The organism is Nonomuraea indica (genome assembly GCF_002850745.1).
In the GTDB taxonomy this organism is placed as follows: Bacteria; Actinomycetota; Actinomycetes; order Streptosporangiales; family Streptosporangiaceae; genus Nonomuraea; species Nonomuraea indica.
In genome coordinates this window covers 159,572-179,640 of the sequence record NZ_PJOK01000049.1, presented here as the reverse complement: position 1 = coordinate 179,640, position 20,069 = coordinate 159,572, and the positions used below count along the sequence as shown (strand labels likewise).

General features: G+C 71.5%; 16 protein-coding genes. 7 read left to right on the top strand and 9 right to left on the bottom strand.

The features are described 5' to 3' along the window. The first annotated feature begins 323 nt into the window (after positions 1-323). Both CXR44_RS35780 and CXR44_RS35775 read left to right on the top strand, forming a co-directional pair. The gene (locus CXR44_RS35780; RefSeq protein WP_101790570.1) at positions 324-2,828 is read left to right on the top strand and encodes an ATP-dependent Clp protease ATP-binding subunit; all 2,505 of its coding nucleotides are present in this window, start codon (positions 324-326) and stop codon (positions 2,826-2,828) included. Positions 2,829-3,401: 573 nt separating this feature from the next. Further along, complete coding sequence (locus CXR44_RS35775; protein WP_101790569.1) at positions 3,402-4,340, top strand: TIM barrel protein; 939 nt, start codon at positions 3,402-3,404, stop codon at positions 4,338-4,340. Between the two features lie 13 nt (positions 4,341-4,353). On the opposite strand, the gene CXR44_RS35770 is transcribed toward CXR44_RS35775, so the two are convergent. Further along, a complete protein-coding gene (locus CXR44_RS35770) occupies positions 4,354-4,821 on the bottom strand; it encodes a MarR family winged helix-turn-helix transcriptional regulator (RefSeq protein ID WP_180903871.1) in 468 nt (155 codons plus the stop codon). 60 nt (positions 4,822-4,881) lie between these two features. Between CXR44_RS35770 and CXR44_RS35765 the strand changes: the two genes are divergently transcribed. Beyond that, on the top strand, positions 4,882-5,262 hold the full coding sequence (locus tag CXR44_RS35765) for a cupin domain-containing protein (protein WP_101790568.1): 381 nt from the start codon (positions 4,882-4,884) through the stop codon (positions 5,260-5,262). Positions 5,263-5,268: 6 nt separating this feature from the next. Here the strand turns inward: CXR44_RS35765 and CXR44_RS35760 are convergent, their stop codons facing one another. The 3 genes from CXR44_RS35760 to CXR44_RS35750 all read right to left on the bottom strand — a co-directional run bounded on the left by CXR44_RS35760 (position 5,269) and on the right by CXR44_RS35750 (position 13,053). After that, a complete protein-coding gene (locus CXR44_RS35760) occupies positions 5,269-7,626 on the bottom strand; it encodes a SpoIIE family protein phosphatase (RefSeq protein ID WP_101790567.1) in 2,358 nt (785 codons plus the stop codon). A 59-nt stretch (positions 7,627-7,685) separates the two neighbouring features. Next, on the bottom strand, positions 7,686-12,008 hold the full coding sequence (locus CXR44_RS35755; protein WP_245899846.1) for a HAMP domain-containing protein: 4,323 nt from the start codon (positions 12,006-12,008) through the stop codon (positions 7,686-7,688). A gap of 169 nt (positions 12,009-12,177) precedes the next feature. After that, positions 12,178-13,053: an HhH-GPD family protein gene (locus CXR44_RS35750; RefSeq protein WP_101790566.1), complete on the bottom strand. Its 876-nt coding sequence runs from the start codon at positions 13,051-13,053 to the stop codon at positions 12,178-12,180. Positions 13,054-13,132: 79 nt separating this feature from the next. Between CXR44_RS35750 and CXR44_RS35745 the strand changes: the two genes are divergently transcribed. Further along, the gene (locus CXR44_RS35745; RefSeq protein WP_101790565.1) at positions 13,133-13,819 is read left to right on the top strand and encodes a hypothetical protein; all 687 of its coding nucleotides are present in this window, start codon (positions 13,133-13,135) and stop codon (positions 13,817-13,819) included. A 23-nt stretch (positions 13,820-13,842) separates the two neighbouring features. On the opposite strand, the gene disA is transcribed toward CXR44_RS35745, so the two are convergent. Genes disA through CXR44_RS35720 form a run of 5 tightly spaced genes read right to left on the bottom strand, consistent with a single transcriptional unit; the run spans position 13,843 to position 17,839 of the window. Further along, positions 13,843-14,919, bottom strand: coding sequence for a DNA integrity scanning diadenylate cyclase DisA (disA, locus tag CXR44_RS35740; RefSeq protein WP_245899845.1), 1,077 nt, complete (start codon positions 14,917-14,919; stop codon positions 13,843-13,845). 39 nt (positions 14,920-14,958) lie between these two features. Beyond that, positions 14,959-16,365, bottom strand: a complete 1,407-nt coding sequence (radA, locus tag CXR44_RS35735; RefSeq protein ID WP_101790563.1) for a DNA repair protein RadA — start codon at positions 16,363-16,365, stop codon at positions 14,959-14,961. A gap of 57 nt (positions 16,366-16,422) precedes the next feature. Further along, a complete protein-coding gene (gene trxA / locus CXR44_RS35730) occupies positions 16,423-16,728 on the bottom strand; it encodes a thioredoxin (RefSeq protein ID WP_101790562.1) in 306 nt (101 codons plus the stop codon). Then, complete coding sequence (locus tag CXR44_RS35725; protein WP_101790561.1) at positions 16,725-17,099, bottom strand: MerR family transcriptional regulator; 375 nt, start codon at positions 17,097-17,099, stop codon at positions 16,725-16,727. Before CXR44_RS35725 ends, trxA begins: the two co-directional genes overlap by 4 nt. A 41-nt stretch (positions 17,100-17,140) precedes the next feature. After that, positions 17,141-17,839, bottom strand: a complete 699-nt coding sequence (locus tag CXR44_RS35720; protein WP_101790560.1) for a class I SAM-dependent methyltransferase — start codon at positions 17,837-17,839, stop codon at positions 17,141-17,143. Between the two features lie 55 nt (positions 17,840-17,894). Between CXR44_RS35720 and CXR44_RS35715 the strand changes: the two genes are divergently transcribed. Genes CXR44_RS35715 through CXR44_RS35705 form a run of 3 tightly spaced genes read left to right on the top strand, consistent with a single transcriptional unit; the run spans position 17,895 to position 20,055 of the window. Further along, the gene (locus CXR44_RS35715; protein ID WP_101790559.1) at positions 17,895-18,704 is read left to right on the top strand and encodes a sugar phosphate isomerase/epimerase family protein; all 810 of its coding nucleotides are present in this window, start codon (positions 17,895-17,897) and stop codon (positions 18,702-18,704) included. Positions 18,705-18,715: 11 nt separating this feature from the next. Beyond that, positions 18,716-19,477, top strand: a complete 762-nt coding sequence (locus tag CXR44_RS35710; RefSeq protein ID WP_101790558.1) for a class I SAM-dependent methyltransferase — start codon at positions 18,716-18,718, stop codon at positions 19,475-19,477. After that, positions 19,474-20,055 (top strand): TetR/AcrR family transcriptional regulator, encoded by a 582-nt coding sequence (locus tag CXR44_RS35705; protein WP_101790557.1) that lies wholly within the window; start codon positions 19,474-19,476, stop codon positions 20,053-20,055. The genes CXR44_RS35710 and CXR44_RS35705 overlap by 4 nt, the downstream gene beginning before the upstream one ends. Positions 20,056-20,069 lie beyond the last annotated feature (14 nt).

Here is a 20,069-nt window from a genome sequence, read left to right as displayed (position 1 = left end):
CATCTCCGATGTACGAGCGAGGGCCGCCCTGGGTTTGCTCGCTCAAGCGTCCGAAGGCGATCCGTGTTGATCTGCCCGCGCCGAAGTGGTGATTTGCGACCACTTCCCCGAGATCCCCTAAACATCGTTCGCTTGCGGCGTATCGGGAACACGTCACGCCCGAACGGTAGTTGGATAGAGGGTGAACGCCCTGCTCTCGGGGAACGTCTCTGCTATAGAGCGTGTCAGCGGCAGTGGGCACGGTTCGCCGAGCCAGGGCTAGCATGCGGGATGACGGGACCGGATTAACCGGCCTGACTGACCGCTCTGTGAGGAGCGACGAGATGTTCGAGAGGTTCACCGACCGAGCGAGGCGGGTTGTCGTCCTGGCGCAAGAAGAAGCCAGGATGCTCAACCACAACTACATCGGCACTGAGCACATTCTTCTTGGTTTGATCCACGAAGGAGAGGGCGTAGCCGCCAAGGCTCTGGAGAGCCTGGGCATCAGCCTTGAGGGTGTGCGTCAGCAGGTCGAGGAGATCATCGGCCAGGGCCAGTCGGCTCCGTCGGGGCACATTCCGTTCACCCCGCGGGCCAAGAAGGTTCTTGAGCTGTCGCTCCGTGAGGCTCTGCAGCTGGGTCACAACTACATCGGCACCGAGCACATCCTGCTCGGGCTCATCCGCGAGGGTGAGGGTGTGGCGGCCCAGGTGCTGGTCAAGCTTGGAGCCGATCTCAACCGTGTCCGGCAGCAGGTCATCCAGTTGCTCCACGGTTACCAGGGCAAGGAGCCGGCCGCGGCCGGCGGTCCGCAGGAGTCGGCCCCGTCGACGTCCCTGGTGCTCGACCAGTTCGGCCGCAACCTGACCCAGGCCGCCCGCGAGGGCAAGCTGGATCCGGTCATCGGCCGCGAGAAGGAGATCGAGCGGGTCATGCAGGTCCTCTCCCGGAGGACCAAGAACAACCCCGTTCTCATCGGCGAGCCCGGCGTCGGCAAGACCGCCGTCGTCGAGGGGCTGTCGCAGAAGATCGTCAGGGGCGAGGTGCCCGAGACGCTGAAGGACAAGCAGCTCTACACGCTTGACCTCGGTGCTCTGGTGGCCGGTTCGCGCTACCGCGGTGACTTCGAGGAGCGCCTGAAGAAGGTCCTCAAGGAGATCCGCACCCGCGGCGACATCATCCTGTTCATCGACGAGCTGCACACGCTCGTGGGTGCGGGCGCCGCCGAGGGCGCGATCGACGCCGCCAGCATCCTCAAGCCGATGCTGGCCCGCGGCGAGCTGCAGACCATCGGCGCCACGACTCTTGACGAGTACCGCAAGTACCTCGAGAAGGACGCGGCGCTGGAGCGCCGGTTCCAGCCGATCCAGGTGGCCGAGCCCTCGCTCAGCCACACGATCGAGATCCTCAAGGGTCTGCGCGACCGCTACGAGGCCCACCACCGGGTGTCGATCACCGACGGTGCGCTGGTGGCCGCCGCGCAGCTGGCCGACCGCTACATCAGCGACCGCTACCTTCCCGACAAGGCGATCGACCTCATCGACGAGGCCGGCTCGCGGATGCGCATCCGCCGGATGACCGCTCCGCCGGACCTGCGCGAGTACGACGAGAAGATCGCCAACGTCCGCCGCGACAAGGAGTCCGCGATCGACGCGCAGGACTTCGAGAAGGCGGCTGCCCTCCGCGACCAGGAGAAGCAGCTCCAGCTCAAGCGCGAGCGGCGGGAGAAGGAGTGGAAGGCCGGCGACATGGACGTCGTGGCCGAGGTCACCGAGGAGCTCATCGCCGAGGTCCTGGCCACCGCCACCGGCATCCCGGTCTTCAAGCTGACCGAGGAGGAGTCGCAGCGCCTGCTCCGCATGGAGGACGAGCTGCACAAGCGGATCATCGGTCAGGACGACGCCATCAAGGGTCTGTCCCGGTCGATCCGCCGCACGCGTGCGGGCCTGAAGGACCCGCGCCGTCCGGGTGGCTCCTTCATCTTCGCCGGCCCGTCCGGTGTCGGTAAGACCGAGCTGTCCAAGGCCCTGGCGGAGTTCCTCTTCGGCGACGAAGACGCTCTGATCAGCCTGGACATGTCGGAGTTCATGGAGAAGCACACCGTCTCGCGGCTGTTCGGCTCGCCTCCCGGCTACGTCGGCTACGAGGAGGGCGGCCAGCTCACCGAGAAGGTGCGGCGCAAGCCGTTCTCCGTGGTCCTCTTCGACGAGATCGAGAAGGCCCACCCCGACATCTTCAACTCGCTGCTGCAGATCCTGGAGGACGGTCGCCTGACCGACGCCCAGGGCCGCGTGGTGGACTTCAAGAACACGGTCATCATCATGACCACCAACCTCGGCACCCGTGACATCTCCAAGGGCATCGGGGTCGGGTTCGCCAAGTCCAACGACACCGAGTCCAACTACGAGCGGATGAAGGCCAAGGTGCAGGAGGAGCTCAAGCAGCACTTCCGGCCCGAGTTCCTCAACCGTGTCGACGACATCGTGGTCTTCCACCAGCTGACGCCGGTCGAGATCATCCAGATCGTGGATCTGATGCTCGCCCAGGTCGACGCCCGGCTCAAGGACCGCGACATGGGCCTGGAGGTCTCGCCCGAGGCCAAGCAGGTGCTCGCCGACCGTGGTTACGACCCGGTGATGGGCGCCCGTCCGCTGCGCCGCACCATCCAGCGGGAGCTGGAGGACGCGCTGTCGGAGAAGATCCTGTACGGCGAGCTCCGTCCGGGGCAGGTCGTCAAGGTCACCATCGAGGGCGAGGGCGACAACGCGAAGTTCATCTTCACCGGTGAAAACGCGTCCACCCACGTCCCCGACTCGGCCGCGGCGATCGCCGGCTCGATCCAGAACTGACGGCCGCAGGTTCGTCCGAAACCCCCGGGTGATCATTCACCCGGGGGTTTTCGCTTTCCCTCTGGCGTGGGGTGGGTGCTTCACCTGGCCGGGGTCGGTCTGGCCGGGCGCACCGCCTTGCTGGCCGCGACGACAGCGCCGGGTGGCGTCCGCGAGCCGGTCGCGTACGAGGGGCGGGCCGGTGCCCGACCGCTCCAGCCGGCCCGCTGGAGGGCTTGCCGAGCGGTGGCGCCGCATGCCGAACCTTGCCGAACCACGACCGCTATCGTGACCTGATCGTGATCCTGCGCTCCGTGTCCAGTCGGTCACGGAGAGAGGCAGTGTTGCCGAATTGTTGGACGGGAAGGTGATTTGCGACGCCGGGTAGTACTACACTGCGTAGAGCGCTGCCAAGCCTGTCCCAAATAGGCCACAAGATCGCTTGTCTGGGATGAGGCTGCTCCCTGGGGAGTATGCGGCAGTCAACCCAGGGCGGACGCGTTGCTTCGCCCCGATCGGGCAAGCTCGACAGGTCCCGCGCGATCCCGAGACGGGCCGCTGGGACGCGACAAGCTCAAGCCGTGGAGGAAACCGATGCGCCTGCGTCACGACGACGGAACGCTCGTTCACCTCGCCTACAACGCGGGCGTACACCCAGCCGAGGACCTGGAGAACCTGATCGCGCACCTGACCCGCTACGCGGTGCCGGTGCGCAAGCGGCTCGGGGTCGAGCGGATGGGCATCGGTCTCTGGCTGTCGCCCGCCGTGGCCGACCACCTCACGGCCGACCGGATCGAGCTCGTACGGCTGCGCCGCTCGCTGGAGGAGCGCGGCCTGGAGGTCGTCAGCCTCAACGGCACCGGCGGCCGCAACCAGGAGGTGCCGGGACCCGACTGGGCCAAGCCCGAGCGCTACCGCTACACGATGGCGCTGGCCAAGATTCTGGCGTTCCTGCTGCCGGAGGACGTGCGGTTCGGCAGCATCTCGACCATCCCGATCGGCTGGCGGCGTGACTGGCCGGCCGACCTGCACGCCATCGCCACCCGCCGCCTGGAGCGCCTGGCACGTGAGCTGCGCGGCATCTACAGCGTGACGGGCAAGACGATCCGTGTCGGGTTCGAACCGTGGCCCGGGTGCGTCCTGGAGACCACGGAGCAGGCGCTGGAGCGGGTCTGCGGGATCGACTCCGAGCATCTCGGCGTCTGCCTGGACGCCTGCCACCTCGCGTGCGGCTCCGAGGAGGCGGGTGAGGCCCTGCGCGGGCTCGCCGCGGCCGGGGCGCCGGTGGTCAAGCTGGGCCACGTGCACAACCACACCGGTGAGACGCCCAGCACGGGCGCGGTGCTGCACGACACGCTCACGGCCATGCTGTCGGGAGCGGTGAGCGGCAACGCCCACATCGAGGTGGAGACGCACAACCTGGTCGTTCCGGGGCGGGCCAAGGGGCCCGGGGCGCTGGTGTCGGTGCTGGCGCAGGAGCTCGACTGGGCGCGCACCAACCTCACCGGCCTGGGTCTGCAGCTCGCCGCCTGACCCGTTCGCCCCGTCACAGGCTGCCGAACCAGCCGGGCGTGTCGAGGCGGAAGAGGTCGGGCGGGGTGACCTTGCGCAGGTCGGCCTCCAGCGCCAGCAGACGCTCCTCGCCGAGCTCGTCGGCCCAGCGGCGGCGGAGCACGTCGAAGCCGTGGGCCGACAGGCGCAGGGCGTCGAGGCCGCGCGGGGTCAGCCGGACGAGCTTGCGCCGGGTGTCGGCCGGGTCCACGGCGCGTTCGACGTAGCCGGCCCGTTCCAGGGTCTCGATGGTCTTGCCGGCCGCCTGCTTGGAGACGCCGAGCGTGCGGCCCAGCTCGACGGCTGTCGTGCCGCGGCCGATGGCCTGCATGACGAAGCCGTGCATGGGCCGCAGCTCGGGATGGCCCTGGCGGGCCAGCTCGGCGTGCAGCTCGTCGATGAGCACCCGGAAGCCCAGGAGGAGCAGGAGCGGCAGCTCGAAACCGGGGGAGTCGCTTGACACGATAGACAACCTGGTTAACTATATGGACAACGTTGTTGTCTATCGTAGCGGGAGAAGCACATGACTGTCATTCGTGGCACCGAGGCGCGCAGGTCGGAGACGGCGAACGGGGTGATGACCACGTTCGCCTCGCCCACCCAGGGCGGCGCGTCCCGGTCGCTGTGGCGGGTGGACGCCAGGCCGGGCGCCGAGGGACCGGCGCACGACTTCGACGCCGAGCAGGTGTGGACCTGGCTGACCGGGTCGGCCACGGTCGAGCTGGGCGGCGAGACGTACCAGGTCACGGCCGGCGACACCGTGGTGATGCCGGCCAGGACCGTCCGGCGCGTGCTGGCGGACCCGGACGAGGGCTACGCCGCCGTCGTCACCGCGCCGGCCGGAGCCAGGGCGCTGGCCGCCGACGGCGACGGCGACTACGGCGTGCCGCCGTGGATCGCCTGACGCCGGTCAGCGGAGCTGGATGCCGATGACGCAGGTGTCGTCGTCGGTGTCGGACTTGCTGTAGGTGAGCAGGTGGTCGAGCCGCTGTTCGAGGGACGGCACGGCGGCCGTGGCCACGCTGAGGAGCTGCCGCTGCGACTGCTCCAGGCTGCGGTCCTTGCGCTCGATCAGGCCGTCGGTGTACATGAGCAGGACGTCCTCCTTCTCCAGCCGGAGGCTGCCCTCCTCGTAGTGCGCCTCGGACAGGGCGCCGAGGAGCACGCCGTCGATCATCGGCAGCTCCCGGGCCTCGTCCGCGCGGACCATGATCGGCGGGAAGTGGCCGGCCCTGGCCCAGCGCAGCGTCCGGGTCTCCGGGTCGAACAGCGCGCAGATGGCCGTGGCGGTGACCTGCTCGGTCAGGTGGTGGGCGACCAGGTTGAGCCAGGTCAGCAGCTGCGCCGGGCCCGCCCCGGTGGCGGCCAGGCCGCGCAGCGCGTTGCGCAGGATGACCATGCCGGTGGCCGCGTCGATGCCGTGGCCGGCCACGTCGCCGACCGACAGCAGCACCTGCTTGGACGGCAGGATCACGCAGTCGTACCAGTCGCCGCCGACGAGGTGCTCCTCCTCGGCCGGCCGGTACCGTACGGCGATCTTCAGGTCGAACGCCTCGATCGGGCCGTGCGTGGGCGGCATGATGGCGTGCTGGAGCTGCAGCGCGAGACGGTTGCGCTCCGCGGCCTGCTGCTCGGAGTGGGCGAGCTGGTCGCGGGTTGCGGCCAGCGCCACCTCTGTCCAGTGCTGTGCGGAGATGTCCTGGTACGCGCCCCGGATGCTGCGCAGCGCGCCGTGGGCGTCCAGCACCGGCTCGGCGACCACGCGGATGTGCCGGGAGACCCCGTCGGTGCGCTGCATCCGGAAGGCCGTGGACGCGGGCAGACGGTGGTGCAGCAGCGTGCGCAGGAACCTGCGGATGGCCACCCCGTCGTCCGGGTGGGCGTGCTGCGGCAGCAGCTGCAGGGAGATGGGGCTGGCAGTGGGCGGCAGGCCCAGCAGGGTGTAGAGCTGGGCGTTCCAGGTGATCTCGCCGGTGACGACGTTCTCCTCGAAGCCGCCGATCCGGCCCAGGCGCTGGGCGTGCTGGAGCAGGCCGGCCACCCGGGCCGCCTCGTCCAGGACGCGCCAGATCAGCAGCACGCTCTCGCCGTGCCGGCTGATGCTGACGTCGGCGACGGCGGTCAGCGGCACCTGGTCGATCAGCGCCATCAGCGGCATCCGTTCGGCCCGGAACGGCTCGCCGGTGGCGTGCACGTGCTCGATCTTCTCGTACAGCCCGCCCTCGCCGGCGGCCATCGGATACGCCTCCAGCATCAGCGCGCCGCTGACCGCGCTGCGGGGGCGACCGGCGAAGTCGACGAAGTCGGTGTTGAGGTGCTGGATGCGGAAGTCGGCCAGCTCGCCCTCGTCGGTCAGGTGCGGGCGCAGGATGAGCGCGGGGTCGTGCAGGCCGTTGGCCAGGTCCACCAGCTCGGTGTCGGGCGGCTGCGGCGCGATCACCGGATGCGACTCCAGCGTGTGGGCCACCAGCTCCGCCAGCGCCTCCACCTGCCGGCGGATCGCCGGTGGCTGCGGCGACAGGGGATGCGGCCAGCCGATCTCCAGGACGCCCAGGATGCGCCCCCCGGTGCCGGCGGGCACGGTGACCCGGCCGGCCCGGTCGCCGGGCTGGTGGCCGATCGACGGCAGGCCCACCTCCGACAGGTCCTCGAACCACACCGCCGACCGGTCCACCAGAGCATGCCGGGCGGGTGTGGCGACCCCCGGCGGCACGTACCGCCAGCGCATCGCCTGCCCCGAGGCGAACCCAGCCGAGCCGGCCAGGGTGAGCGAGCCGTCCGTGCCGGCGGCCCACACGGCGACCACCGACGCGCCCAGCGGGGCGAGCGCGTGCTGCAGCAGCGACTCGCTGACCGCCTGGGTGTCGCGCGCGGCCAGGACGCCGCTCTCGGCGGTGCGCAGCCGTACGGCGAGGGAGGGGTCGGCCTGCTCGGCGGGCTCGCCCGCCGGCGCGCCGGGCTCGACGGCGGCGACCACGAAGTGGCTGGCGACCTCGGTCAGCTGGTCCTGGGCCGCCTGGTTGACGATGTCGGCGGCGAGTTCGAGCTGGGAGAGCTGGGCCTGCTCGGCGAGCGCGGAGAGCTGGCGGGCCGCCTCAGCGGGGTTGCACCGCAGCCGCTCCACCAGGATGCCCTTGGCCAGCTCGATCAGGGCCCGGCCGTCGGCGGCGGCGTGCGCCTCGCGCACCTCGCGGCGCAGCCGCTCCACGGTGGCGGCCAGCCGCCCGAGGCCGGCGCCCTTGTCGGGGCGTTGTTCGGGCTCGTGCACGTGCTACTCCTCGGGCGGTGGATGGGCGGCTTGCTGGGCGGGAGACAGGTCGCCCGGTGCTACGACGTCAGCCAGCGCTGGATGCGGGCGAGCAGGTCGCTCGCGTCCACGGGCTTGGTGACGTAGTCGCTCGCACCGGAGGCGAGGCTCTTCTCCTGGTCGCCCGGCATCGCCTTGGCCGTCACCGCGATGATGGGCAGCTCGGCGTACTGGGGCATCTGGCGGATGGCGGCGGTGGCCGCGTAGCCGTCCATCTCGGGCATCATGACGTCCATCAGCACGATGTCGATCTCGGGGTGCGAGGTGAGCACCTCGATGCCCTTGCGTCCGTTCTCGGCGTGGAGCACCTGCAGGCCGTGGATCTCCAGGATGCCGGTCAGCGCGTACAGGTTGCGCGCGTCGTCGTCGACGACCAGCACCGTGCGTCCGGCCAGCGTGTCATCGACCCGCTGGGCGACGGGCCGGTGCACCTCCTCGTGCCGCACCAGCGGCAGCACGTCGCCCGGCTCCTCCGCCGACAGGTGCAGCGCGATCCGCTCGCGCAGCTCGTCGAGGCTGGACAGCAGCTCCAGCGGCTGGGTGCCGGTGCGTGCCTGCAGGTCGGACTCCTGGCGGGGGTCCAGCCGCCAGTTGTTGTAGGCCAGCACCGGGACCCCGCTCAGGGCGGAGTCGCCGTCCATGTCCTCCAGGAAGCGCAGCGCCGCCCCGTCGGCCATGTCGAGCTCCAGCACGATGCAGTGGTAGGCCTGCGCGGCCAGCGCGGCGGCGGCCTCCTGGACCCCGACGGCGGTGACGACCTCGATCGGGCCGCGCATGTCGCCCAGGTCGCGGTTGTTGGCCAGGTCGCCCACCGCGCTCTCGGCCACCAGCGACAGCAGACCCCGGTTGCGGTCCTCGATCACCAGGAGCCGCCGCTGCTGCTGGTGCTGCGGCTGCGGGGCGGGCGGCAGGGCGGACACCGTCTCAGCGCCGCGGGCGGGCCGCTCGGGCCCGGCGGCGCCGGACGGCAGCTCCTCGAAGTCGGGCCGCGCCACCGGCAGGTAGAGGGTGAAGACGCTGCCCTTGCCCGGCGCGCTCTGGGCGGTGATCGCGCCGCCGAGCAGATGGGCGATCTCCCGGCTGATCGACAGGCCCAGCCCGGTGCCGCCGTACTTGCGGCTGGTGGTGCCGTCGGCCTGCTGGAAGGCGCCGAAGATGGCTTCGAGCTGCGGCTCGGCGATGCCGATGCCGGTGTCCTTGATCCGGAAGGCGATGGAGGCGCCGTGGGCGCGCACCGGCGACGGCACCTCGCTCGGGGCCGCCGGCTCGATGTGCAGCTCGACGCTGCCCGCCTCGGTGAACTTCACCGCGTTGGACAGCAGGTTGCGCAGGATCTGGCGGAGCCGGGAGTCGTCGGTCAGCACGTCCACCGGCACGCCGGCCGCGGTCGAGACGACGAAGTCGAGGCTCTTCTGCGTGGTCATCGGGCGGAAGGTGGCCTCGATGTCGTCGAGGAGCTGCCGCAGCGGGACCCGTTCGGGCGCGATGTCCATCTTGCCCGCCTCGACCTTGGACAGGTCGAGGATGTCGTTGATGAGCTGGAGCAGGTCGGAGCCGGCCGAATGGATGATGCTGGCGTACTCGACCTGCTTGGGGGTGAGGTTGCGCGTGTGGTTCTGCGCCAGCAGCTGGGCGAGGATGAGCAGGCTGTTGAGCGGGGTGCGCAGCTCGTGGCTCATGTTGGCCAGGAACTCGCTCTTGTACTTCGAGGCCAGCGCGAGCTGCTGGGCGCGCGTCTCCAGCTCCTGCCGGGCCTGCTCGATCTCGAGGTTCTTGGTCTCGATGTCGCGGTTCTGGCTGGCCAGCAGGGCCGCCTTCTCCTCCAGCTCGGCGTTGGAGCGCTGCAGCTCCTCCTGCTGGTTCTGCAGCTCCTCCGAGCGAGCCTGCAGCTCGGCGGTGAGCCGCTGCGACTCCACGAGCAGCTCGTCGGTACGGGCGTTGGCGATGATCGTGTTGACGTTGACGCCGATGGTCTCCATCAGCTGGTCCAGGAACGCCCGGTGCACCGGGGTGAAGGCGTAGAGCGAGCCCAGCTCGATGACGCCGAGCACCTGCTCCTCCACCACGATCGGCAGCACGATCACGGAGGCGGGGGTGGTGTGGCCGAGGGCCGAGGAGATCCGGACGTAGCCGGCCGGCACGTCGTCCATCGCGATCGTCCGGCGGGCGCGGGCGGCCTGGCCGACCAGCGACTGGCCGAGCTTGAAGCGGGTGGGCCGCTCGGCGTCGTCGCTGTAGCCGTACGCGCTGATGAGCTCCAGCTCGACGCCCGCGGGCGCGTCCTCGGCCAGGAAGAACGCGCCGTACTGGGCCGAGACGAGCGGCGCCAGCTCGTTCATCACCAGCTCGGCCACGGCCGACAGGTCGCGGTGGCCCTGCATGAGGCCGGAGATGCGGGCCAGGTTGGACTTGAGCCAGTCCTGCTCCTGGTTGGCCCGCGTCGTCTCGCGCAGCGAGCCCACCATCGAGTTGATGTTGTCCTTCAGGTCGGCCAGCTCGCCCTCGGCGTCGACCGTGATCGACCGGGTCAGGTCGCCCGAGGTGACGGCGCTGGTCACCTCGGCGATGGCGCGCACCTGGCGGGTGAGGTTGCCGGCCAGCTCGTTGACGTTCTCGGTGAGCCGCTTCCAGGTGCCGGAGACGCCCTCGACCTCGGCCTGGCCGCCCAGCCGGCCTTCGCTGCCCACCTCGCGGGCCACGCGGGTGACCTCGGCGGCGAACGAGGAGAGCTGGTCCACCATGGTGTTGATGGTGGTCTTGAGCTCCAGGATCTCGCCGCGGGCGTCCACGTCGATCTTGCGGGTCAGGTCGCCCCTGGCGACGGCGGTGGTGACCTGGGCGATGGAGCGCACCTGGTTGGTCAGGTTGTCGGCCATCGAGTTGACGTTGTCGGTGAGGTCCTTCCAGGTGCCGGCCACGTTCGGCACCCGGGCCTGGCCGCCGAGCTGGCCCTCGGTGCCGACCTCGCGGGCGACGCGGGTGACCTCGTCGGCGAACGCCGACAGCGTGTCGACCATCGTGTTGATCGTCTGGGCCAGCGCGGCGACCTCGCCCTTGGCCTCGACGTTGATCTTCTGGGAGAGGTCGCCCTTGGCCACCGCGGTCGCCACCTGGGCGATGGAGCGCACCTGCCCGGTGAGGTTGGAGGCCATGAAGTTGACGTTGTCCGTCAGGTCCTTCCAGGTGCCCGACACGCCGCGGACGGTGGCCTGGCCGCCGAGCTGGCCCTCGGTGCCGACCTCGCGGGCGACCCGGGTGACCTCGTCGGCGAACGCCGACAGCTGGTCGACCATCGTGTTGATGGTCTCCTTCAGCTCCAGGATCTCGCCCCGGGCGTCGACCCGGATCTTCTGCGACAGGTCGCCCTTGGCGACGGCGGTGGTGACCTCGGCGATGCTGCGCACCTGGGCGGTCAGGTTGTCGGCCATGACGTTGACCGACTCCGTCAGCGCCTTCCAGGTGCCGGAGACGCCCTTGACGTCGGCCTGACCGCCCAGCCGGCCGTCCGTGCCGACCTCGCGGGCGACGCGGGTGACCTCGTCGGCGAAGGAGGACAGCTGGTCGACCATCGTGTTGAGGGTGTTCTTCAGCTCCAGGATCTCGCCCCGGGCCGAGACGGTGATCTTCTGCGACAGGTCGCCGCGGGCCACCGCCGTCGCCACCTGCGAGATGTTGCGCACCTGGGCGGTGAGGTTGCCGGCCATGTAGTTGACCGAGTCGGTGAGGTCGCGCCAGGTGCCGGCCACGCCCTTGACGTCGGCCTGGCCGCCGAGCTGGCCCTCGGTGCCGACCTCGCGGGCGACGCGGGTGACCTCGTCGGCGAAGGAGGACAGCTGGTCGACCATCGTGTTGACGGTGTTCTTCAGCTCCAGGATCTCGCCCCGGGCGTCCACGGTGATCTTCTGCGACAGGTCGCCCTTGGCGACGGCCGTGGTCACCTCGGCGATGCTGCGCACCTGGCTGGTGAGGTTGCCGGCCATGGCGTTGACCGACTCGGTGAGGTCCTTCCAGGTGCCGGAGACGCCGGGAACCTCGGCCTGGCCGCCCAGCCGTCCCTCGGTGCCCACCTCGCGGGCCACCCGGGTCACCTCGGAGGTGAACAGGGAGAGCTGGTCCACCATGCCGTTGAACACCTGGGCGATCTCGCCGAGCAGGCCGCCCGCGTCGTCGGGCAGCCGGGTGCCGAAGTCGCCGTCCCTGACCGCGGTCAGTCCGGCCAGAAGCTGGCGCAGCTCGGGCTCCATGGCCTTGCTGACGCCACGACCCGCCTTGTCCCGCGTCGTCGGACGCGCGCCGCTGGCCGCCATCTCGCCCATCTCCACTCTCACTCCAGTCAACGGCATGCCACGGCGCATACCAGCGCCTCATTATCGTCATCAGGGGCACAGCGGGCAGGCGAACAGCCTTCCGCTCCCGTGACTCTACCGGCCGAGTTGTGGGTGTTTCGCGAAGTTTGGGGACTAGCACCCTTTATTCGCAAGAGTGATATTCCTGTTGCGAATGGGCCTGCCGTCAGCCGTGAGGCAGCCGGAAGGTCCCGTCGGGCAGGTGCTCGGCCAGGCCGTCGGCGACCAGACCGTCCAGGGCCCGCTCGCGTTGCACCGCGTCGTCCCACACCACGTCGAGCGCCTCCTTGGGCACCGGGCCGTGCGCCGCCCGCAGCACGGCGAGCAGACGGCCCCGGCACTGCCGGTCGGTGCCGGCGTACGTCTGGCCCTTGCGCGCCGGGCCCGCGTGCGGCGGCTTGCCGGCCAGCCGCCACGCGCAGGTGTGCGCGATCGGGCAGTCGGCGCACCGGGGCGAGCGGGCCGTGCACACCAGGGCGCCCAACTCCATCACCGCCACGCCCCAGCGGGCCGCGCCCAGCTCCGGCAGCAACGCCTCCGCCAGCCGCCGCTCGGCCGCGGAGGTGGCCTGCGGCGGGTACTCCTCGGCCCGTACGGCGCGGGCGAGGACCCTGCGCACGTTCGTGTCGAGCACCGCGTGCCGCCCGCCGTAGGCGAAGCTGGCCACCGCGGCGGCGGTGTACTCGCCGACGCCCGGCAGCGCCAGCAGCGTCGCGTGGTCGGACGGCACCTCGCCGGCGTGCTCCTCGGTGATGGCCCGGGCGCAGGCGTGCAGCCGCAGCGCCCGGCGCGGGTAGCCGAGCCGCCCCCAGTGCCGCACCGCCTCGCCCGGCGGTTCGGCGGCCAGCGCCTTGGGCGTGGGCCACCGTTCCATCCACTCGCGCCAGACCGGCAGCACCCGCACGACCGGGGTCTGCTGAAGCATGATCTCGCTCACCAGCACGCCCCACGGCGTCGCGCTGGCGGCACGCCACGGGAGATCCCGGGCGTTGGCGTCGTACCACTCCAGAACGGGGACGTGTAGGAGGTTCGGCTCAACCACGCGCCCCAGCGTATTGCGAGATGGCAAGAGACGGCGTGTCGTCCACGTCAAGCAGCCACTCCGTCACCATGCTGTGCGTATGGATCCGGATACGATGCGTGACGGCGGCGACGGGGGTGGCGACGTCTACTGGCGGCGGCGCATGAGCGTGCTCATCGCCGTGCTGGTGGTCGTGGCCGTCGTGGCATGGGCCTGCTCCAGCGGGGGCGACGGGCCGCAGCGCTCCTCCAGCGCCGACTCCTCGGCGAGCGCCACCCCGGCCGCGGATCCCCTTCTCGCGGGACTGCGCACCCTCGCCCTCGGCACGGCGAGCCCCACGCCCACGCCGAACCCCACCCCCAGGACCACCGCCCCCGCCGCCAGGCAGAAACGCCCGGGGGAGCCGTGCGACGAGGCCGAGCTGGTGCTCAGCCTGCAGGGCAAGCAGGAGGTGTACGCGGCGGGCGCCTGGCCGAACTTCCTGGTGACGCTGGTCAACACCGGGCCGGTGATGTGCCGGGCCGACGTGGGGCCGCGGGCCGTGGAGGTCCGCATCACCTCGGGGGAGGACCGGATCTGGTCCACCTCCGACTGCGTGAGCGGGTCCGGCGCCGAGGTGCGCGAGCTGCAGCGGGGCGTGCCGTTCGTGCGCTCGGTCGACTGGGACCGGCGCCGCTCCACCGCCGACTGCCGCTCCGACCGCCCCACCGCCCTGCCCGGCACGTACGTGGCCGTGGCGCGCATGGGCAAGCTCAAGAGCCACAAGGGCGTCTTCCACCTGCGCTGACGACGCCGGGACGAGCCTGCCGGTCAGACGTAGCGTTCGAGGATCGAGGACTCGGCGAGGCGTGACAGGCCCTCGCGGACGCTGCGGGCGCGCGACTCGCCGACGCCGCCCACGGACTGCAGGTCGTCGATGCTGGCCGCCAGGAGCTTCTGCAGGCTGCCGAAGTGGTTGACCAGACGGTCGACGACGGTGGCCGGCAGGCGCGGCACCTTGGCCAGGAGGCGGAAGCCGCGCGGGCTCACCGCGCCGTCGATCTCGTCGTCGTGACCGAGGACGTGGGCGACGGCCGACAGGTCGAGCAGCTCGCTGCCCGAGAGCCGGTCGAGCTCGTGCATGGCGTCGGACAGGCGGCGGGCGCGCCGGGCCGGCGAGGCCGGGAGGTAGTCGCGCACGACCAGCTCGCGCTCGGAGTCGACGCCCGCCACCAACTCGTCGAGCTGGAGCGACAGCAGCCGCCCGTCGGTGCCGAGCTCGACCACGTAGCCCTTGATCTCGTCGGAGATGCGCCGGACCATCTCCAGGCGCTGGGCGACGGCCGCGACGTCACGGACCGTCACCAGGTCCTCGATCTCCAGCGCCGACAGCGTGCCGGACACCTCGTCGAGGCGGTGCTTGTAGCGCTCCAGCGTCGCCAGGGCCTGGTTGGCCTTGGACAGGATGGCCGCCGACTCCTCCAGGACGTAGCGGATGCCGTCGAGGTAGAGGGCGATGATCCGCATCGACTTGCTGATCGCGATGATCGGCAGGCCGGTCTGCCGGGCGACGCGCTGGGCGGTGCGGTGGCGGGTGCCCGACTCGTCGGTCGGGATGCCGGGGTCGGGGACGAGGTGCACGGCGGCCCGCACGATCTTGTGATCGTTGCTCACCACGATCGCGCCGTCCATCTTGGCCAGCTCGCGCAGCCGGGTCGCCGAGAACTCGACGTCGAGCTCGAACCCGCCGCTGCACACCTGCTCGACGAGGCTGTTGTAGCCGAGCACGATCAGGCCGCCGGTCTGCCCGCGCAGGATCCGCTCCAGACCGTCGCGCAGCGGCGTGCCCGGAGCCACCGCGGCCAGGGCTTCGCGACGGCGGTCGTCCAGACTCCTGTCGTTTGGCACCAGACCCCCGTGTCGTTCGTCACGCCCAGCTTAGCGGCGCTATGTGACGTGTGTGAGAGCGTCCCAGACGTTCTCCGCCTCCACCACCTCGAATCCCGGGGCGAACGCCACCGGCCCCACCCGCACCAGGGACCGCTGACCGTTGCGCTTGCCGCCGCCCTCGTCGAGGGAGCCCGCGGGCACCAGCCCGCGCCGGAACCCGAGCCGCGCGGCCTCGCTCAGCCGCCGGCGGACGTCCTTGACCGGGCGCAGCTCGCCCGCCAGGCCCACCTCGCCGAGCGCCACCAGCCCCGCCGGGAGCGGCTTGTCGCCGGCGGCGCTGGCCACGGCGAGCATCACCGACAGGTCGACGGCCGGGTCGGCCAGCTTGATGCCGCCCACGGTCGCGGTGAACACGTCGCAGCCGCCGAGCTTCGCGTTGAGCCGGCGCTCCAGGACGGCCAGGATCATCTGCACCCGATAGGTGTCGAGCCCCGAGGAGGTGCGCCGGGGCTGCTGCGCCTCCGTGCGCGCCACCAGCGCCTGCACCTCGGCGGGCAGGGGGCGGGTGCCCTCGACGGTCACCGTCACGCAGGTGCCGGGCACCGGGCTGCTGCGCCGCGAGACGAACAGCCCGCTCGGGTCGGTGATGCCCTCGATGCCCCGCTCGTGCAGGTCGAAGCAGCCGACCTCGTCGGTCGGGCCGTAGCGGTTCTTGATCGCGCGGACCATGCGCAGCCGGGAGTGCCGGTCGCCCTCGAAGTTGAGCACCACGTCGACGAGGTGCTCCAGCGTGCGCGGCCCCGCGATGGAGCCCTCCTTGGTGACGTGGCCGACGAGCACCGTCGCCATGTTGCGCTCCTTGGCCAGCCGCACGAGGTTGGCGGCGACCTCGCGCACCTGGGTGACGCCGCCGGGCACGCCGGTGGCCTGCGCGGAGCCGATGGTCTGCACCGAGTCGACGACGAGCAGCCGGGGCTGCACCTTCTCGACGTGGGTGACCAGCGCCGACAGCTCGGTCTCGGCGGCGAGGTAGAGGCGGTCGCGGATCGCGCCGATGCGGTCGGCGCGCAGCCGCACCTGTGCGGCCGACTCCTCGCCCGTGACGTAGAGGACGGTCTCGCCCTCGGCCATGCGCGCCGCGGCCTCCAGCAGCAGCGTGGACTTGCCGATGCCCGGCTCGCCCGCCAGCAGGATGACGGCGCCGGGGACCAGGCCGCCGCCGAGCACCCGGTCGAGCTCGGCCACGCCGGTGCTGCGCGCGGCGGCCACCTCGGCCTTGACCTGGCCGATCGGCATCGCCGGGGCCGTGGTGGCGCCCGCCTGGACGACGTTGACGCCGGCGCGGGCGCCCTCCTCGTCGACGGTGCCCCACGCCTGGCACTCGCCGCACCTGCCCACCCACTTGGTGGTGCGCCAGCCGCACTCGGCGCAGCGGTATCCGGGCTTCGGGGCTGTCTTGGCCATGCGGAGCAGGCTAGCGGTCCGCGCCGACAATCCGCGGCGCCGACGGCGCGCGCCGGGTCAGGCCAGGCCGAGGTCCGAGACGAGCATGCGCTTGGGGCGGGCGCCGACGACCTGCCTGACGGGCTCGCCGTCCGCGAACAGCAGCAGCGTCGGCAGGCTCAGCACGCCGTAGCGGGCCATGATCGTGGGGTTCTCGTCGGTGTTGAGCTTGCCCACGGTCAGGCCGTGCTCGGCCTCGATCTCCGCCAGCACCGGAGCGACCATCCGGCAGGGCGGGCACCACTCGGCCCAGAAGTCCACGAGCACCGGCCTGTCGCTCTGCAGCACCTGCTCGTCGAAGTTGTCCGCGGTCAGCGTGATCATCGTTCTCCCTTGAAGAAGCAGCCGGCGCACGACTCGCCGAGCTGGGCCGCCACCTCGGCGCGGCGGGCGAGCAAGACGCGGATCTCGTCGTCGATCTCGGCCAGCTTGCGCCGGTAGACGGCGACGGAGTCGCCGCAGGCGCCGCCCGAGCCGTGCCCGGCGCGCAGGCAGTCGACGAACGGCCGGGTGTCCTCCAGCGTGAAGCCGACCGACAGCAGCGAGCGGATCTCGGCCACCAGCCGGATGTCGTCCTCGGTGTACTCGCGGTAGCCGTTGGCCCCGCGCCGGGCGGTGAGCAGGCCGTGCTGCTCGTAGTAGCGGAGCGAACGGGTGCTCACTCCCGTACGCCCGGCCAGCTCTCCGATGCGCATGCCACCACCGTAAACATTGACACCGGCGTCAAGGTCAAGCCCTAGAAGTGCCGCCAGCGCAGCACGTTCGGATAGGCCAGCTCCAGTCCGGGCGTCTCGGCGATCGCCTGCTCGGCCACCTTCGGCGCGAACTCGATGCGCAGCACCGCCTCCAGGTCGGCGCGCCGCTCGAACACCATCCGCAGGTCGAGCGGCTGCCGCTGCCAGCCGTGCCGGTCCCAGAAGGCCTCCACCTCGCGGACGGAGTAGCCGGGCACCGTGCGGGAGAACCACCGGCCGAACGCTCCACGGCTCGCGTCCAGGTCGATGACGAAGGCCGCGCCGCCCCGCCGCACCACCCGCGACAGCTCGCGCAGGCCGGGCTCGCAGCCGGGGCCGAAGAAGTACGCCCAGCGCGCGACCGCCACGTCCACCGAGGCGTCGGGCAGCGGCAGGTCCTGGGCGGCGGCGGCGTGCACCTCGACGCCGGCCAGGTCGGCGCAGCGGCGGCGGGCCAGCGCAACCAGGTCGCCGTGCGGCTCCACGCCGATCACCCTGGCCGCCTCGGCCGCGAAGGCGGGCAGGTGGTAGCCGGTGCCGCAGCCGATGTCGAGCACCGTGCCGCCGGCCCACGACCGCAGCGCCCGCATGGCGGCGTCGGCCGCGCCGTCCGGGTCCACGGCGCGGTTCTCCAGCTCGTAGACCTGCGGCGTGTTCCAGATGTTGGGACTCGGGACGGCGCCTTTGGCGATCCGGGGCATGACCCAACCGTAGGGGTCGCGCGCCAGAACCGTGTCACCGGCTTAGGCTGGCAACGTGGCTGATGTCATCCGCGTGCCCAATGCGAAGATCGCATTGTCCACCGCCTCGGTATACCCCGAACGCACCCCCGACGCGTTCGAACTGGCCGCCCGCCTGGGCTACGACGGTGTCGAGATCATGGTCGGCGCCGATCCGGTGAGCCAGGACATCGACGTGATCGAACGGTTGTCGGACCACTACCAGGTGCCCGTGCTCGCCATCCACGCGCCGTGCCTGCTGGTCACCCAGCGCGTGTGGGGCCGCGACCCGTGGGCCAAGCTGGTCAGGGCGCGCAAGGCGGCCGAACGGCTCGGCGCCTCGACGGTGGTGGTGCACCCGCCGTTCCGTTGGCAGCGCGACTACGCGCGCGACTTCGAGACCGGCCTCGCCCGCATGCGCGAGGAGACCGACGTCACGTTCGCGGTGGAGAACATGTTCCCGCTGCGGGCGAGGAACAACGACGTGGTGCCCTACTCTCCCGACTGGAATCCCATCGACTACGACTTCCCGCAGGTCACCCTCGACCTGTCGCACACCGCCGTGTCCGGCTCCGACGCGATGGAGATGGCGACCAAGCTCGGTGACCGGCTGGCCCACCTGCACCTGGCCGACGGTCTCGGCGTGACCAACAAGGACGAGCACCTCGTGCCCGGCCGGGGCAACCAGCCGTGCGCGCAGATCCTCGAACGGCTGGCCGGCTCGGGCTACACGGGTCTGGTCGTGCTGGAGATCAACACACGCAAGGCGGCCAGCCGCTCCGAGCGGATCGACGACCTGGCCGAGGCGCTCGCGTTCGCCCGGCTGCACCTGGCGGCCTCCGCATGAGCGTGGGGCCGATGCGCGAGCTGGCCCGGGTGTTCGACGGGGTCGCCGACGCCTACGACGCGGGGCGGCCGTCCTACCCCGACGAGCTGTTCGCCGCGCTGGCGGAGGTGTCGGGGGTGGACCTGGCCGGGGCGACGACGGTCGACGTGGGCGCCGGCACGGGCATCCTGACGCGCGCCCTGCGGGCCCGCGGGTCGCGGGTGGTCGCGGTGGACCCGAGTGCGGAGATGCTGACCCGCCTGGTGTCCCGCTCCGGAGAGGAGGGCGGCACGACGGCCTCCGCCGCGGTGCGGGCCGACGGCAACGCGCTGCCGCTGGCCGACGGCGTGGCCGACCTGGTGACGTACGCGCAGTCCTGGCACTGGCTCGACCCGGTGGCCTCGATCGCCGAGGCGAGGCGGGTGCTGCGTCCCGGCGGCGCCATCGCCGGCTGCTGGAACCTCACCGACGCCCGGCAGGCCGAGTGGCTGGCCGCCCACGAGGCGCTGCTGGCCGAGGAGTGCCCGGCCTACTGGGGGCAGGCGCTGGAGGAGTGGTCGGTGCCGCCCATCGCCGAGGCGTTCGAGGTGGTGGCCGAGCGCTGGATCCCGTGGACCCGGCTGGCCGGCATCGAGGAGTTCCTGCTCGGCATGCGCTCCCACTCCTACATGGCCGAGCTGCCGCCGCAGGCGGCCGACGCGCTGGTGGAGCGGCGGCGCGCGGAGCTGCGCAGGACGTTCCCCGGCGGGGTGGTGTCGGTGCCGATGCGCGTCTACCTGGCGGTGGGCCGGTGACGACCCGGCGGCGGCCGGGCCGCAGGCCCGGTTCGGCCGACACGCGTGGCGAGATCCTGGCGGCGGCCCGGCGGGTGTTCGCCGAGAAGGGCTTCGACAAGGCCACGGTGCGCGGCATCGCGCGGGAGGCGCAGGTGGACCCGGCCCTCGTGCACCACTACTTCGCGACGAAGGAGGGCATGTTCGCGGCGGCGCTGCAGCTGCCGCTCAGTCCCGAGGTGGTCGTGCCGACGGTGCTCGACGGTCCGCGCGAGCAGGTCGGGGAGCGGCTGGTCCGGCTGATCCTGAGCGTCACCGCCGCGCCCGAGACGCGCGAGCCGATGCTCGCGCTCATCCGCTCGGCGATGACGCACGAGCAGGCGGCCGCGATGTTCCGCGAGTTCGTCTCCAACGCGCTGCTGCTGCGGGTGAGCCATACGCTGGACGTGCCGCACCTGCGCATCGAGGCGGCGTTCGCCCAGATGTTCGGCGTGGTGATGGCCCGCTACGTGCTCAGGCTGGAGCCGATGGCCAGCGCCGACCCGGAGGAGCTCGTCGAGCTGCTGGCCCCGACGATCCAGCGCTACTTCACGGGGTAGAGCACTGTTCCGGA

Excerpts from the sequence above, each read along its gene's own strand:
- CXR44_RS35720 (WP_101790560.1), bottom strand. The coding sequence starts at position 17,839 with ATGCCCCGGATCGCCAAAGGCGCCGTCCCGAGTCCCAACATCTGGAAC.
- CXR44_RS35725 (WP_101790561.1), bottom strand. The coding sequence starts at position 17,099 with ATGCGCATCGGAGAGCTGGCCGGGCGTACGGGAGTGAGCACCCGTTCG.
- radA (WP_101790563.1), bottom strand. The coding sequence starts at position 16,365 with ATGGCCAAGACAGCCCCGAAGCCCGGATACCGCTGCGCCGAGTGCGGC.
- CXR44_RS35775 (WP_101790569.1), top strand. The coding sequence starts at position 3,402 with ATGCGCCTGCGTCACGACGACGGAACGCTCGTTCACCTCGCCTACAAC.
- trxA (WP_101790562.1), bottom strand. The coding sequence starts at position 16,728 with ATGATCACGCTGACCGCGGACAACTTCGACGAGCAGGTGCTGCAGAGC.
- CXR44_RS35765 (WP_101790568.1), top strand. The coding sequence starts at position 4,882 with ATGACTGTCATTCGTGGCACCGAGGCGCGCAGGTCGGAGACGGCGAAC.
- CXR44_RS35710 (WP_101790558.1), top strand. The coding sequence starts at position 18,716 with ATGCGCGAGCTGGCCCGGGTGTTCGACGGGGTCGCCGACGCCTACGAC.
- CXR44_RS35780 (WP_101790570.1), top strand. The coding sequence starts at position 324 with ATGTTCGAGAGGTTCACCGACCGAGCGAGGCGGGTTGTCGTCCTGGCG.
- CXR44_RS35755 (WP_245899846.1), bottom strand. The coding sequence starts at position 12,008 with ATGCCGTTGACTGGAGTGAGAGTGGAGATGGGCGAGATGGCGGCCAGC.
- CXR44_RS35745 (WP_101790565.1), top strand. The coding sequence starts at position 13,133 with ATGGATCCGGATACGATGCGTGACGGCGGCGACGGGGGTGGCGACGTC.